Source organism: Ancylobacter sp. 3268 (assembly GCF_031456575.1).
Taxonomy (GTDB): Bacteria; Pseudomonadota; Alphaproteobacteria; order Rhizobiales; family Xanthobacteraceae; genus Ancylobacter.
In genome coordinates, this window is sequence record NZ_JAVDUX010000018.1 from 106,386 (window position 1) to 120,379 (window position 13,994).

The window sequence follows — 13,994 nt, forward strand, 5'->3', positions numbered from 1 at the left end:
GAACACGCCATGAGCGATATGGAAATCGTCGATTCCAGCTTCACCGCCATTATCAACGCGCCGATCGAGAAGGTCGACATCCCGAAATGGTGCTTCTCTCTGGGTGAGAAGGACTATCAGGACTGCTCGCCCGCCCACATCGCCGCAGGGTTCACCACGACGCCCGATGGCCGGCGCATGTCGATCAATGTCGAGGTTATCGGCGGAAGTCTGATGGTTCAGCACTATGTCGAGACCCTCGGCGAGAAGGACCACCTGATCCTCGAATCGATCTCCGACGTCTTCACTCCCACGGGACGGACGACGCTCCACATCCTCTGGGAGCTGAGTGCCAAGGCGATCGACGGCGGAAAATGCGAGTTCACCAACCATGTGCGCTCGACGCCCACGGACGAGTTCCGCGCGTTCCTCGACCGCCAGGGCATCCCGTTCGACGTATTCCGCGCACAGCGTCAGCCGATGTCGATCGCCCACAACAAGGGCGAGACGCCGCTATTCGCCGCGAGCATCGAACGCGCGGCGCTTGGCAACTGAACCAAACACCGCCAATCCGGAGAGCCGAAATGTTACCGCCCATCTATGACCCGCGCTCGACGGCGCTGCTGTTTGTCGATCCCTATAACGACTTCCTGTCGGAGGGCGGCAAGATCTGGCCCCGCGTTAAGGAGGTCGCGGAAACGGTCGGCCTCATCGATAATCTCAAAAGCATCAATGCCGCGGTGCGGCGGGTGGGCGTGAGAGTCTTCATTGTGCCGCACCGGCGATGGGAGCCGGGCGACTACGAGTGCTGGTGCCATCCCAATCCAACCCAGCGCGCCATCATGAAACGGCATTCCTTCGCGCGCGGCGAATGGGGCGGCGACTGGCACCCGGACTTCGCGCCGCAGAAGGGCGACATCGTCGTCAAGGAACACTGGGCACAGAGCGGCTTCGCCAATACCGACCTCGACCAGCAACTGCGGCAGCATGGCATAACCCATGTCATACTCATCGGGCTTCTTGCCAATACCTGCCTCGAATCCACCGGCCGCTATGCGATGGAACTGGGCTTTCACGTCACGCTGGTTCGGGACGCGACCGCCGCATTCTCGATGGAGATGATGCACGCGGCCCATGAGTTGAACGGCCCGACCTTCGCACACGCCATCCTGACCACGCACGAGCTTCTCGGTTATCTGCCGTCGGCGGAGGCATAGGCCGGCAGGGCTACGCCAAACGGCCCGCCGTCAGTTCGCCTGCCCGAACAAACGGGTGACCGCCAAGGGAAGCGCGCGGTGCTTTCGTGCCGTCTTCGGCGCTCCGATCCTGCAGCCCCCTGAGTGCCCGCCGCTCGCCGCGAATTGAGAAGGAGAAAGTGGCACCCGAGCCGGCCTCGTTCGGCTGCCCTGAGAGCTGCCCGCCATGGGCCTCGATGATGGAGCGGCTGATCGACAGGCCAATGCCCATGCCATTCGTCTTGGTGGTGTGAAACGCCTGAAACAGTTTGTCGACGTTCGCCGGGTCGATCCCAATGCCGACGTCCTTGACCGAGAACAGCGTCGAGCCATCTGGCTCGATGGAGGAGGAAACGCGCAGTTCGCGCAACCGATCCTGCACGTCTGCCATGGCGTCGGCGGCATTCAGAACGAGGTTCAGGATGACCTGCTGCAGCTGAACACGGTCGGCCAGTATGGAAGGAACATCGTTGCTCAACGCAGTACGCACGATCACGCGCCGTCGCTGCAATTCGCTGGAGCATAAGGCGAGCACTTCGAGAGCGGCGCCGTTGAGATCGACGCTTTCGAGGCACGGCGGCTTGCGGGTGAAGAGCGCCCGCAGCTTCTGGATGACCTCGGAGGCGCGATTGCCGTCACGAATGGTGCGTTGGGCCGTGGCCCGGGCACCTTCCAGGTTCGGAGGATCCGCATCAAGCATGCGCAGGCAGGTATTGGCGTTGGTGACGATGCCGGTGAGCGGCTGATTCACCTCATGCGCGATCGAGGCGGTCAGGGTGCTGAGCGCGGTTACGCGCGACACATGCACAAGCTCCATCCGGGCGTGGTTCAGATCGGCTTCGGACGCTCTTAGCGCGGCTTCGGCGAGCCTGTTTTCAGTGATGTCCCGGGTGCTTCCCAGATAGACGATGCGATCTGCGATGTCTGGGATGACCTCCATTACCGTGTGCAGGTGCTTCACTCCCGCGTGCGGCGTCACAATCCGATAGAAGACTTCGCAATCCCGCTTGGCCTCGACCGCCGCCGAGAAGACTGCGAAGGCATAGGCTCGATCCTCCGGGTGGATGGCTGCGAGTACCATGTCCATCGTCGGACGGATGGTGGGATCGAATTCCCAGATGCGGAAATTCTCTTCCGACCAGACCTGGGTGTCAGATAACGGCTCCAAGGAGAAGCTGCCGGTCTTGCTGAGCCGTTGCGCGCCAGCCAGGAAATGGTTCGTTCTGAGCAGCTCGGTAGAGCTGGCGGTGAGCTGAGCATCCGATTGCGCTCGCTCCATGGCAATGCCCGCAAGCTTGGCGAAGCGGTCGATGAGCTCCAGTTCGTCGCTGGTCGGTCCCATCGGCTGACGCCGGTAAATGGCGAAGATGCCGAGCACCTCGCCTCGGCTTCCGAGGATCGGAGCTGACCAGCAGGACGCGAGGCCGAACTCGCTCATCATGCCGGGCCAGGCCGAGGTGCTCCAGCGTGGATCGTTGGGCGGGTCGGTAACCACGATGGTGGACTTCGTGGCGATCGCCAGAGAACAGGGCCCGAAGGTCGGGTCGACCCTCAATCCGTCGAGGACGGCGTTGTAGGGCGGGGGAAGGTTGGGGCCGGCACCGACGCGGAAGCGCTGCCCGCCTGCATCGGAAAACAGAATGCTGCACATGGAGCCCGGCCCGAGACTTTCGACCTCGTAACAGAGTTCGTGCAGAATATCCGAGAGGGGCTCTCCTTGGGCGACCAGTTCCAGCAACCTTTTCTCGGCGGCGAGCTGGGCCTCCGCGTGCCTCTGGTGCTCGATGTCGGAATTGATCCCGCACCAACCGGAGAGCCGCCCCGCACCGTCATAATAGGGTGCCGCCTTGATGCTGAAACGTCGATAAACCCCATCGTAGCGGCGCAGGCATGCCTCGAACTCGGCAGGTATGCGGGCGGCAACGGCGGCAGCCCAGATCGTACGTATATGGGGAAGCTCATCGGGATGTATGATCGACATCCAGCCGCTCGCGCGCCCTTCGTTCGCCGTCAAACCCGAATAGTCGCACCAGCGTCGGTTCACGAAACCGCAGGTGCCGTCAACCATCGAGGTCCAGACGAGTTCGGGTAGGGCATCGATAAGTCGGATGAGGTCCGCTCCCATCCCTGCCGTTGCCGGCGAGAAGCGATACGGCACAATGGCCTCGCGTCCATAATACATCGCTGTCGACCTCAACAGTCAGAGGTGGCTCGCCATCTCTGAGAATCGCCTGGATTGCTCTCTCACCAGTCGTAGAAGCTCATTCCCCTGTCCGACCGAGCCAACGATGCGGCACCGTGCGAGCCGTATAGCTGGCCAGTGGTCGGTCTCTCGTTCACAGGCGGGTTTCGGACGAATCCGATTGCTCGGCGATCAACTGCCAGGCTCGTTTGGCGCATTCGACGATATGTTCGCAGGAGGCCGTGATGGCGGCTTCGTTTACTCGCGAGTTGACGGAATTGCGGCGCACTGCTTCAGCCTGCATCATGATCGCGGTGAGCACGTCCGCCATCTGGCGATGCAGTTCGACATTCGCAGGGGATGTGGGTGTCGTCCTGCCTACCGGCAACCCATAAGCGGCGCCCGGGCCTTTCGGTGCGGCCGCCTCGTCCACGATCAGGGGGCTTGGACGTTCGAGCTGGGTCATGAATCGCCACTCAAAAGGTTTCATGCCAGTGGACTCCTCGTACACTGAGCTGACCTTCGGGAAGGTAGCAGCGGCTTCCAAAGGCGCGTGTAAAACTTTGCAAATTATCGCCGCTCGGAGGGAGCGCGGTTATGAATCTACGCTGAGTGGCCGCGTGCCAATCCGTCCAACAAAAACGCGACTTCCCGCACCACTGGTTGGTCGACCTCCTTCCCGCAGCGAAGGAGCAGCGGCGAAAGGAGAGCGATGGCTTCAGCTGGGCGCCCCTGTGCTTGCCAGAGGCGCGCGAGGCTGACCGCAACCTTGATCTCCCAGAACACGGCTTCCTGTTCCCGGGCGATCGCCAGCGCCTTCATCAGTCGAGGCTCTGCCTCGCCTGCGGCGTCCTGGCGATTGGCTAGAACGGCGAATTCGCCGGCGAGGCGGAAAAGTTCGGAGGCGAACCAGCCTTCCTCGTTCTCCTCGGAGCGCGCCAGGGCTTCTGCCAGGCAGGCATCGGCACGTTCAAACTCGCCGGCCTTCGCGAGGGCCTGCGCGTACTCCGCCAGAAAGACGATGTAGTAGACGCCATAAGAAATGTTTCTCAGTCGGCCCAAGGCATCGCCAAGATTCTTGATCCCGATGGACAGGTTCCCCTCACGAACCGCGAGCACGCCCGCGAAACACTGCCCCCAGACTTGCCAGAACTCGATGCCGTCGCGCGCGGATTCATCGACAAGCCTGGTGATGAAGCGCCGTGCCAGAGGCGTGTCGTCGGCAAAAAGCGCGACTGGACAGGCGGCTTGCACCAGCACCTGACAGAGCGTCAGCCGGTCGTCGGCGGCTTCCGCAAATGCGACGATGGCTTCGACCTCGGCCATGGCAGCGTCAAACGAGCCTTGCAACCAGAGAATGCGCGCCAGGAAACAGCGCGCCGTCACCTTCTGTTCGAATACGAAGCGGATGATCTGATCGCCGGTCGCCGGCACGACATAGCCTTTGACCATGTGCTCGAGATGCTGGCGCGCTTCCGTCTGTCGGCCGAGCAGATGGAGGATGTAGCCGATCATGCGATGCCCGACATAGCTGTCGTTCAGCTCGCTGCGACGGGCGGCGACATCGGCAAAGCGGTACGCCAGAGCGAGAGCATCCCGGAACCGGCTGCGATTTAACAGATGGGACCACAGTCCCCACAGTGCCCGCAGCTGATAGTCGGTGTCGTCGAGACTCTCCGCGAGTTCGAGGGTTTGCTGCCAGGCTTCGCGAGTCTCGTCCACCTGTCCCTTTATCTGCATGAGGGACCAGGCAAGAACCGCCCGCAGGCGCATCTGGACCGCGGCGCAGCGGAAGGTGTCGATACGCGCTAGAGCCAACCGCACCTGTCCATGCGCTTCGGCGATGAGTTGCAGCTGGAACCAGAGCGGAACCGCACCCAACGTCAATGCGACGCCGAGCTCGGGGTCTCCTTCCGATGAAAACGCCCACTCCAAGGCGGCGCGGGCATTGTCGATCAGATGACGGTTGTCGCGCGTCCATTCGGGTGCCGGCTGGACCGCCCATGCCAGAGCAGCCTGATCGAGGGCCTCGCGGAATATCTCGGCATGCCGCCGACGCAGAAGCTCGACCTTGCCGCTTTCCGCGAGCTTGAGGGCAGCGTAGGCCCGTGTCATGTCGAGCAGTCGATAGCGGGCTTTCAACCCGTGTATGTCGGCCGCGATCAGCGACTTTTCGACCAGGTTGGCAAGGGCGTTTACGACTTTCTCGTCGGTGGCCTCGTCATCGGCAACAAGGGCGATGGCCTCGTCGACCGTGAAGTTGCCGGCCAGTATGGAAAGCTGCCTGAGCACCAACTGCTCGAAGGGCGGCAGCAGCGTGTAGCTCCAATCGAGCAGCGTGCTTAGGGTCTGGTGCCGACGAAGTGCCGTTCGACGCCCTTGCAACTGAAGGCGGAAGCGGTCATCGAGGCGGCTCGCCAGACCGGCGATGCCCAGGCTCTCGACGCGGCCCGCGGCGATCTCGATGGCAAGCGCGATGCCGTCCAGCCGACGGCAGAGGTCCGCGACGATCGGCGCCTCGGAATCGACCAGCTGAAACCCGTTGAGGGTCGCCGCAGCGCGTTCCACGAAGAGCTGGACCGCCGAATATTCAAGCGCCTCGGCGCTCGTCAGGCGTTCGCTGGAGGGCGGCGCATCGAGCGAGGACAGGCGATGGATGCGCTCGCCGCGGACCCGTAACGGTTCGCGGGTCGTGGCGAGGATGTGCAATCCCTCGCCGCCATTGACAAATAGTTCCTCTGCCAGGTTCGAGACCGCGTCGATGACGTGCTCGCAACTATCCAGCAGAAGCAGACGCCGCTTCGATCGGGTCGCAGCGATGAGGCTCTGCACCGGCGCTTCCGAGCGCAGCCCTACGCCCAGTGCAGCCGCGACCGCGGCGGGCACGAGTTGAGGGTCGTTCAATGCTGACAAATCGGCGAAGCAGATGCCATCGCTGAAGCGGTACGCCGTCTCATGCGCGACAGCGATCGCCACAGTGGACTTTCCGATGCCGCCGGGTCCGACGAGCGAGACGAAGCGCTGCTCCATGAGCAGAGAGGAGACGAACTTTACCGTCGCGGCGCGGCCGACGATGCGGGAAAGCACCGGCGGTAGGTTTGACGGAATGACGGCTGGTCCGGAGAGCTTTTCGCGCGAAGGGGGCGCCTCCTCGCGCTCGATCGGAAACACAAAGGAATAGCCGCGTCCGGAGATGTTGACGATGTAGCGGCGCCCGTCCTGGCCATCCCCCAGCGCGCGCCGCAGGGCCGCTATATGCACCCGGAGATTGGCTTCCTCGACGAACGTCTCCGGCCACACCTTCTGAATGAGTTGGGTCTTGGTGACGACCTCGCCGTGATGATCGAGGAGTTCGGACAGGATCGCCCGCGCCCGGCTTCCCAGATTGACGGCAGCGCCCTCCTCCGCGAGCAACCGCTGGGCCGGAAAGAATGTGAAGGGCCCGAAGCGTACCTGCCCGACCGTAGGTGCATCCTGCTCAATCACGAGGGTCCAACAACGCGTTCAATTCATCGGGACATAATAGTAAGACTATATCATCGCAGTCAGGCGCGCGCGATATAACTCCTCTCAGATGCCTGCTATGTCGATCCCAGGCTCAGGCGAAGGCCGCGCAGCATGTAGCGCTGTAGCCAGAGAAAGCTGATCATCACCGGCAGGCTCGCCACCAGCACGGCGGCCATGACGTCCGGCCAGTCCACGGCATATCGCCCTGCCGTGAGTGCATTGATCCGGATGGGCAGCGTGAAGTTGGGCGAGCTGCGGAGGATTGTGAGCGCCAGCACGAATTCGTTGAAAGCGGTGATGAAGGCGAAGGTCGCCGTCACCGCGATGGCCGGCACCGAAAGTGGCAGCACGATAAGGCCGAGTATTTGAAGCCGCGAGGCGCCGTCGATACGTGCGGCTTCTTCGAGCTCCATCGGGATGGCATCGATGTAGCCCCGGAGCATCCAGATGGCGAACGGAATCTGGAATGCCGAATAGAGACCGATCAATGCCAATGTCGTATCCGTCAGCCCGGCGGCAGCGACCATCTGGGAAAGTCCGAGAACGAGCATGATGGGCGCCAGCATCTGCGAGCCCAGAAGCGCCTCGGAAGCCGCACGCCGCCCCCGGAACCGCCAGCGGGAGAGCGCATAGGCGGCGGGCAGTGCAACGAGTGTCGATAGGGCGGCCGTCGAGACAGCGACGACGAGGCTGTTGAGCAACGCCGCTCCGAGCTCGGTCCGGTGCCACATGTCGATCCAGAATGCGCTGACCTCGCCATCGCTCCCTCGGCGGTGGATCGTGTCGAGCGCGACAGCAAAGGGAAACAGGTTCAGCGCGATCAACGGAAGCAGGGCGCACCAGCACAGCAGACTTCGCTTAAGCATAGGCTGGACGCTCCAGCATCCGCAGCATGAGCACCGTCAGCGCACCCAGCACGCAAAGCATGACGATGGAAAGCGCCGCGGCCTCGTCCAGCCGGCCCAGGGTGAAGGCGAGCTTGTAGAGATAGGTCACGAGAATATCGGTGCCGTTCGCCGGGCCGCCTTGGGTCAGGATCCAGATGATCGGGAAGGAGTTCGTCACATAGGCGACGTTGAAGATCAGCACGACGCAGATGAAAGGCCTCAGCAGAGGCAAGGTGACAAACCTCAGCCGAGCGCGGGCGCCCGCACCATCAAGGCGTGCCGCCTCGGAGAGGTCGGTCGGGATCGATGAAAGGCCTGCGAGCAGGATGACCGTGCTGAAGGGCACGGATACCAGGATGGCGACCATGATCTCGAAGCCGAAACTGGCCGGGATCGAACCGAGCCAGATGATCGGTCGCTCGATCAGGCCGCTCGCCATGGCGAGCCTGTTCAACAGCCCGGCTTCGTCGCTCAGCACCCGTCGCCAGACGACCGACATCGAGGTCACGGAAATGGCCCACGGCGCCAGCACGAGGAACTGGGCAAGGCCGTGGCCGAAGAAGCGCCTGTTCAGGACCAGCGCGGTCGGCAGGGCGATCAAAAGGGTGCCGGCCACCACCGAGCCGGTCCAGATCACGGTTCGCAACGCGATATCCGGCAGCAGCGGATCCGTCGCCAGACGCGTGAAGTTCCGCAGGCCGACATAATCCCCGACCCGGCCGAAGCGCGACACGCTGGAAAGCGACATGCGGACAAGCAGCAATACCGGCACGAGGGTGATGAGCAGGGCGGCTGCGGCACTCGGAGCAACGAGCAGGAAAAGCATCTGCCGGTTGCGCAGATGTCGGTCATTATCGGCGGGCAAGCACGTCGTCGATTTGCCGCGCCGCATCCGTCATCGCCTCCGTGGGTGTTTTCTGGCCGAGATACATGGTTTGCAGCGAGCGGAGGGTGATCTCCGACAGCTCGGACCAGCCCTTGATGGTCGGCGCGAAGCGGGCGTAAGCGAGGCCGGCGGCAAAGGCGGCGATATCCGGATTGTCCCTGTAATAGCTGTCGGCGGCCCCTTCGGCCGTGACCGGAAGAAGCCCTTCCGCACGGTCGAATTCGGCACGGTACTTGGCGTCGTAAAGGAACTGCATGAAGTCCCAGGCGGCTTTCTGGTTCTTCGACGAACTGGACAGGGTGAGGACGTCGGTTACGCCCAGCGTGATCGGCTGTGTCTCAACCGGAAGCGGTAGGACAGCGTAGCGCAGATTGGGAGCTTCCGCCTTCAACTGCGGAACCAGCATCGGATAGGTGAAGACGATGCCGATGCGCCCTTCCTTGAACAACTTGAACACGTCCTCGCGGCTATGCGCCGTGGGAGAGGGTTCGGTCGCCTTGTCGTTGATCAGCGACATGTAGAAAGTCGCCGCCCGAATGGCCTCCGGAGAACTGAGACCACTTTTGCCGTTCTTGAGAATTTCGCCGCCAAAGCCCCAGAGCGCGTAATAGAAATAGGTGTCGACCTCGACTTCTTTGCCCGGAAGCCCGAAGCCGTACGCATTGGGCAGGGCCGAGATGGCCTTCGCTGCGGTGAGCAGATCGTCCCACGTCTTCGGCGCCTTGACCCCAGCTTTTTGCAGTAGATCGGTGTTTACCACCATCGCGCGGGCCGAGGCCGCGGCGGGCAAGCCGAGAAGCTGCCCGTTCACGCTAGCCGGCACGAGAAAGGCCGGTATGAACTTCGACTTGAACTCGGGCGTCGCCAGCGGATCGAGCGGTTCGAGCAGGCCATCGGCGGCGAGATCGGAAACCCACATGGTCGGGACGATCGCAATGTCGGGCTGATCGCCGCTACTGATGTCCGTGGTCAGCTTCTGCAGATAGCTGTCCCACGGAATGACTTCGATCTGGATGTGTATGTCGGGATGGAGCGCCTCATAATCGCGCGCGACACGCTCAAGGAAGGGGCGCGTGAACCCCGAATATTCGCCCGCCGTGAAACGCAAGTCGGCGGCCGAGGCGCTGCCTGCCCCCGACGAAAAGGACATGCATGCCCAAGCGAGCAAGAGACCAACCAGACGTGCCATAGCTATTCCCCCCCGAGAACAGACGAGCCTGAATGGGAAACTAGCGACTTGGCCGCACGCGGGAAAGATACGGATCGCACACTCCCGTGTTCAATATTTCGCGGGGCGTTGTTTGGCCTGCTGCCTGTTTCGTGGACGCCGAGATTGGGTGTTTCATGGAGCCGGAGGTGCGGTATGCAGCGAAGACTGTTTGGGCGTGAGTTCAAGATCGAGGCGGTTCGACTGATCGGGGAACGCGGGGTGAGCGTCGCACAGGCGGCGCGGGATCTCGACGTCCATGAGAACGTCCTGCGCAAATGGGTGAAGGAGTTTGCCGCCGATCCGGCGCAGGCCTTTCCCGGCCAGGGTCAGATGAAGGCCGAGCAGCTCGAGATCGAGCGCTTACGGCGCGAGGTGGCCAGGCTGCCACTCCGGTTTCCATGCTGATACCCTCGCCGAGCCAACGCTCCCAAGACGACGAGGTGGTTGGCGCCAAGGCCTATGCGAGCTTCAAAGTTCTCTGCCTGCCGCAGCTATCGTCCACCTCCCAGAGGAGGTGAAAAGCGCCCGTGGATCATGGAACCCGTCGCCAAAGATGGGGCGGAATCGACCGCTCTTCTCTCGTCCGAACGAAGACGGAGGAAGCATGAAGACTCTATCGAGGACAATCTGCCGTGCGGCAGCGATAAGCTCGACCCTTGCCACAGCAACGGGGCCAGCCCTAGCTCAGTCCGTGCCGGAGAAGGCGAATTTCGATCCCGCCAAGGTGGTCGCTGGCACCGCGATCACGCAGCAGGAATGCGCGGCGTTGGAGCAGAAGAATACCGCGATCTGGGTTCAAGCCGGCGGCGCTTCTGTCTGTATGCGCTATTTCGCGGCCGGCCTTGCATCCGCGCCCGGACCCAATCCCGTCGCCATGGTCTGGCTGAACGGCGATGTGCTTGGGCCGAAGGGCAACAATGCCGACAAGAGGCAGAGCGGCTTCGGACCGCGCGAGATGGTGGCGCTCGAACAGCGACTCTCGAGCGAGTTCGGCGTGCCTGCGATCTTTCTCGCCCGTCCCGGCACCTATGGCAGCGCCGGCAAGCATTTCACGATGCGCGGCCGGCCGGTCGAGGCGGCACTGGTCGATGCCGCGCTCGACGGGCTTAAAGAGCGATACGGCATCGGCGCGTTTGCGCTCGGCGGCCACAGCGGCGGCGGAACGCTGGTGGCTGAGATGCTCGCGCGACGCCACGATCTTCGTTGTGCCGTGATTTCATCCGGGGCCTCAGCCTATCGTGCCTATCTGGAAGCCCGTGGCCTGCTGAAGCCGGGTGAGAGGCTAACGCGCTTCGATCCCTATGAGGCGCTCGACAAGATCCCGGCCGATCCGCAGCGCCGCATCTTTGTCATCGGCGACCCGCGCGAGACCAATGTGCCCTTCTCTGCGCAGAGACTTTATTTCGAGGGGCTGACGGCGCGGGGTCATGCCGCCTGGCTCATCCCGCTCCAACGGGCGAGCGACGCTCGCCATCACGATCTCGTTGACTTCGGGGAGCTGGCAGACGGCATGTGCGCTGCCGGCAATAGCACGAAGGCGATCATCGCGGCGCTGCAGGCACTGCCTGAGCCCCCGCCGCGACACTCTAACTAGTGCAGTAGCCGGACGGTATCCTGCGCACTCTGCTCGCGACCTTGCTGCTGCTCGCTCTTGCCGGCGGCGTGCATTCCGAGCCGTGGCAGAGCGTCGATCTTGGTGACACCTCCGTTGGCCGGCCAACGCCATACATGGGAAAGGCCTTCCGCGGGAAAAAGGTGGCCCGTCTGCTGCCGCCGCATCAAGGCTGGCGCTTCGCGCCACTGCTCACGCGGCTACGGCCTTGACCCCGCCGTGGCGGACCGGCAGGGGCTGACCATCGCGTAAGGCGACGTGTGAGCAGCTTGCTCCGCGAGTGAGAAAGCGGAACCGTCGGAACGCGCCAGAAGCGGAAGCTCGGTGCGGGCTCATGAAAGGCTAGTTTGGGGCCGGCTTCGGACTGGCCGGTTTTTGGAACTTCAAACGAGAAGCGGACATAGCGCGATGAATGCCCGAGGCCGAAACTGACCCTGCCCTCAATTGGTCTGCCGAGACGTCCGCTTTGCGCCGCCATCTCGGCCATTAATCTGGCAACGGCTACGGCGCGAAGCGGAGAGCGCCGCTGTGCATCACACGTCCACCTTCAACACGATCTTGCCGAACCCGCCGCCCACCTCCATGGCGCAATGCGCCTCGGCGGCCTGTGCGAGCGGAAAGACCTTGCCGACCAGCGGTTTCAGCCGGCCGTCCGCGAACATTGGCAGAGCGCCTTCGGCGAAGCGCCGCACCATGGCGCGCTTCTCGTCCACTGTTCGCGATTTCATCACCGTGCCGATGAGGCGCAGGTGGTTGTGCAGCAGGAGGGCGAGCGGAATGCTGGCGCTGTCCTGCCCGCCCAGCAGGCCGACCTGAACGAGGCGCCCGCCCGGGGCAAGGCTGCGCAGATTGCGCGCGAGATAGTCGCCGCCGACGAAATCGACGATGACATCGACCCCGCGCCCGCCGGTGGCGTCACGCACGCCCGGCTCGAAGTCCTCGGATCGATAGTCGAACACCGCCTCGGCACCCAGCGCCAGCACCTCGGCGCGACGTTCGGCATTGGCCGTCGCGAAGACGCGCGCACCTAAGGCGTGGGCGATCTGGACGCCGGCGGAGCCGACACCGCCGGCCGCCGCATGGACGAGCACAGCCGTGCCGCAGGCCGTCCCGCCCAGATGCACGGCGGCTTCCCAGGCGGTGACGAAGGATTCCATGACCGCCGCCGCCCCGAGATAGTCGAGGTGCTCGGGAATGCGCACCGCCATGGCGCGGTCGACGATTCCCATCACCCGCTCGCCGGGCCTGATATCGGTGACATCGCTGCCGACCGCGACCACCTCGCCGGCGACCTCCAACCCGAGCAGGTCGCTCTCGCCATAGCTCTGACGGCCGTAATAGCCCTGCCGTTGCAGCAGATCGGCGCGATTGACGCCGGCCGCGTGCACCTTGACCAGCAGGTCGCCGGGCCGTGGCTCCGGCATCGGTACGTCGGCGAGCCGCAGGACGTCCGCCGCACCGAAATCGTCGAACGTGACCGCCTTCATTTCGCGTCGGCCTTGGCGAGGGCGCGGCGGGCGATGCTGGCGGCGAAGAGCGGCGTCTCGCGGCGGTTGTGGTCGCCACCGGCTTCCTGCCGGGCAACGGCCGCCTGCTCGAAGGTCTGGCCGTGCGCAACGACGAAGTCCATGAACACGTCAGTCGGGTGCGAGGTGACACGGTTGGTATAGCGGGTGCGCTCGCCTTCGATGGCCTCAGCGATCAGCTCCCAGATCACGTTTACCTGCGTGCGTCCCACGGGCGTGAACACGTCGGAGATCGAGTTCATCCGGCAGTAGCTGGGCGTCGCTTCTTCGGCAATGTAGTGCTGGATCACCAGTCCAGTGCCGATCATCTCGACATTGATTACCATGCGGCGGCCATCATCGGTCGTTGTGACGCCGGAGCCGATATGATCGGGCGGGCAGCAGCGCAGATATTCCGCCTCCGGTAGCGTGAACAGCCAGTCCGCGATATCGATCTTTTCGAACGCAACGTCGATCTCGGCTGTATAGGCGGACTGCGAGAGAATCTTGTCGGTGATGCTTTTCATGGATTTGCCTTGTCGATATACGTTAGTATTAGATACCGATCATCGCCTTCCCGCAGGGCCAGTTCCAATACGATGAATAACGATACCTATGCCGTTATGCGTGGTGCCCAGGCCGTATGTATTTCGACATATCCATGATCGCTGTCCTTGCTTGCGAGATGGAACGCCTGCCCGCTCTGCCGCGATGATTGCGTGCCGGTGACGGGGTGCCGCCGCTGTGTGAACGCCGCGAATATGCGAGTGTCCGGGATCGGCGATAAGCCGGAGCCTGCTGCAAACGGCTTTGCCTGGATCGCAAAGATGAGACCCCATTTTGCCGAGTATCTCGCCACCTTCGTCGATGTCGTCCGGGCGGGCAGCTTTTCCGGTGCCGCCCGCCGGCGCGCGGTGACGCCTTCGGCGATCGTCCGCCAGATCGACGCATTGGAGGAGGATCTGAGTGTCGCGCTTTTCATCCGCTCAAC

The 13,994-nt window shown here is 63.2% G+C and carries 12 protein-coding genes and 1 pseudogene; 5 read left to right on the top strand and 8 right to left on the bottom strand.

From position 1 onward, the window contains the following. Positions 1-9 precede the first annotated feature (9 nt). Both J2X65_RS22200 and J2X65_RS22205 read left to right on the top strand, forming a co-directional pair. A complete protein-coding gene (locus tag J2X65_RS22200) occupies positions 10-534 on the top strand; it encodes a hypothetical protein (RefSeq protein WP_310205970.1) in 525 nt (174 codons plus the stop codon). A gap of 29 nt (positions 535-563) precedes the next feature. Beyond that, the gene (locus tag J2X65_RS22205) at positions 564-1,196 is read left to right on the top strand and encodes an isochorismatase family cysteine hydrolase (protein WP_310205973.1); all 633 of its coding nucleotides are present in this window, start codon (positions 564-566) and stop codon (positions 1,194-1,196) included. A 10-nt stretch (positions 1,197-1,206) separates the two neighbouring features. Here J2X65_RS22205 and J2X65_RS22210 read toward each other — a convergent pair whose 3' ends face one another. The 6 genes from J2X65_RS22210 to J2X65_RS22235 form a co-directional block, all read right to left on the bottom strand. Then, the gene (locus J2X65_RS22210; RefSeq protein ID WP_310205976.1) at positions 1,207-3,396 is read right to left on the bottom strand and encodes an ATP-binding protein; all 2,190 of its coding nucleotides are present in this window, start codon (positions 3,394-3,396) and stop codon (positions 1,207-1,209) included. Positions 3,397-3,550: 154 nt separating this feature from the next. Next, on the bottom strand, positions 3,551-3,886 hold the full coding sequence (locus J2X65_RS22215; RefSeq protein ID WP_310205979.1) for a hypothetical protein: 336 nt from the start codon (positions 3,884-3,886) through the stop codon (positions 3,551-3,553). Positions 3,887-3,999: 113 nt separating this feature from the next. Beyond that, positions 4,000-6,882, bottom strand: coding sequence for a winged helix-turn-helix domain-containing protein (locus J2X65_RS22220; protein WP_310205983.1), 2,883 nt, complete (start codon positions 6,880-6,882; stop codon positions 4,000-4,002). A gap of 95 nt (positions 6,883-6,977) precedes the next feature. Then, a complete protein-coding gene (locus J2X65_RS22225; RefSeq protein WP_310205986.1) occupies positions 6,978-7,769 on the bottom strand; it encodes a carbohydrate ABC transporter permease in 792 nt (263 codons plus the stop codon). Next, positions 7,762-8,655, bottom strand: a complete 894-nt coding sequence (locus tag J2X65_RS22230; protein WP_310205989.1) for a sugar ABC transporter permease — start codon at positions 8,653-8,655, stop codon at positions 7,762-7,764. Before J2X65_RS22230 ends, J2X65_RS22225 begins: the two co-directional genes overlap by 8 nt. Next, positions 8,642-9,865: a sugar ABC transporter substrate-binding protein gene (locus tag J2X65_RS22235; RefSeq protein WP_310205993.1), complete on the bottom strand. Its 1,224-nt coding sequence runs from the start codon at positions 9,863-9,865 to the stop codon at positions 8,642-8,644. Before J2X65_RS22235 ends, J2X65_RS22230 begins: the two co-directional genes overlap by 14 nt. A gap of 174 nt (positions 9,866-10,039) precedes the next feature. On the opposite strand from J2X65_RS22235, the pseudogene J2X65_RS22240 reads away from it, so the two are divergent. Beyond that, a pseudogene (locus tag J2X65_RS22240) lies at positions 10,040-10,270 on the top strand (transposase); the annotation flags it as partial. Between the two features lie 307 nt (positions 10,271-10,577). Further along, positions 10,578-11,480: an alpha/beta hydrolase gene (locus J2X65_RS22245; RefSeq protein WP_310205996.1), complete on the top strand. Its 903-nt coding sequence runs from the start codon at positions 10,578-10,580 to the stop codon at positions 11,478-11,480. Between the two features lie 551 nt (positions 11,481-12,031). Here J2X65_RS22245 and J2X65_RS22250 read toward each other — a convergent pair. Both J2X65_RS22250 and J2X65_RS22255 read right to left on the bottom strand, forming a co-directional pair. Further along, positions 12,032-12,985, bottom strand: coding sequence for an NAD(P)H-quinone oxidoreductase (locus J2X65_RS22250; protein WP_310205999.1), 954 nt, complete (start codon positions 12,983-12,985; stop codon positions 12,032-12,034). Next, the gene (locus J2X65_RS22255) at positions 12,982-13,530 is read right to left on the bottom strand and encodes a hypothetical protein (RefSeq protein ID WP_310206002.1); all 549 of its coding nucleotides are present in this window, start codon (positions 13,528-13,530) and stop codon (positions 12,982-12,984) included. The genes J2X65_RS22250 and J2X65_RS22255 overlap by 4 nt, the downstream gene beginning before the upstream one ends. 300 nt (positions 13,531-13,830) lie before the next feature. Between J2X65_RS22255 and J2X65_RS22260 the strand changes: the two genes are divergently transcribed. Further along, the coding region (locus tag J2X65_RS22260; protein ID WP_310206041.1) for a LysR family transcriptional regulator at positions 13,831-13,994 on the top strand (164 nt) is incomplete at its 3' end.

Coding starts and splice junctions, on each gene's coding strand:
- J2X65_RS22235 (WP_310205993.1), bottom strand. CDS start 9,865: ATGGCACGTCTGGTTGGTCTCTTGCTCGCTTGGGCATGCATGTCCTTT.
- J2X65_RS22250 (WP_310205999.1), bottom strand. CDS start 12,985: ATGAAGGCGGTCACGTTCGACGATTTCGGTGCGGCGGACGTCCTGCGG.
- J2X65_RS22210 (WP_310205976.1), bottom strand. CDS start 3,396: ATGTATTATGGACGCGAGGCCATTGTGCCGTATCGCTTCTCGCCGGCA.
- J2X65_RS22200 (WP_310205970.1), top strand. CDS start 10: ATGAGCGATATGGAAATCGTCGATTCCAGCTTCACCGCCATTATCAAC.
- J2X65_RS22225 (WP_310205986.1), bottom strand. CDS start 7,769: ATGCTTAAGCGAAGTCTGCTGTGCTGGTGCGCCCTGCTTCCGTTGATC.
- J2X65_RS22255 (WP_310206002.1), bottom strand. CDS start 13,530: ATGAAAAGCATCACCGACAAGATTCTCTCGCAGTCCGCCTATACAGCC.
- J2X65_RS22205 (WP_310205973.1), top strand. CDS start 564: ATGTTACCGCCCATCTATGACCCGCGCTCGACGGCGCTGCTGTTTGTC.
- J2X65_RS22215 (WP_310205979.1), bottom strand. CDS start 3,886: ATGAAACCTTTTGAGTGGCGATTCATGACCCAGCTCGAACGTCCAAGC.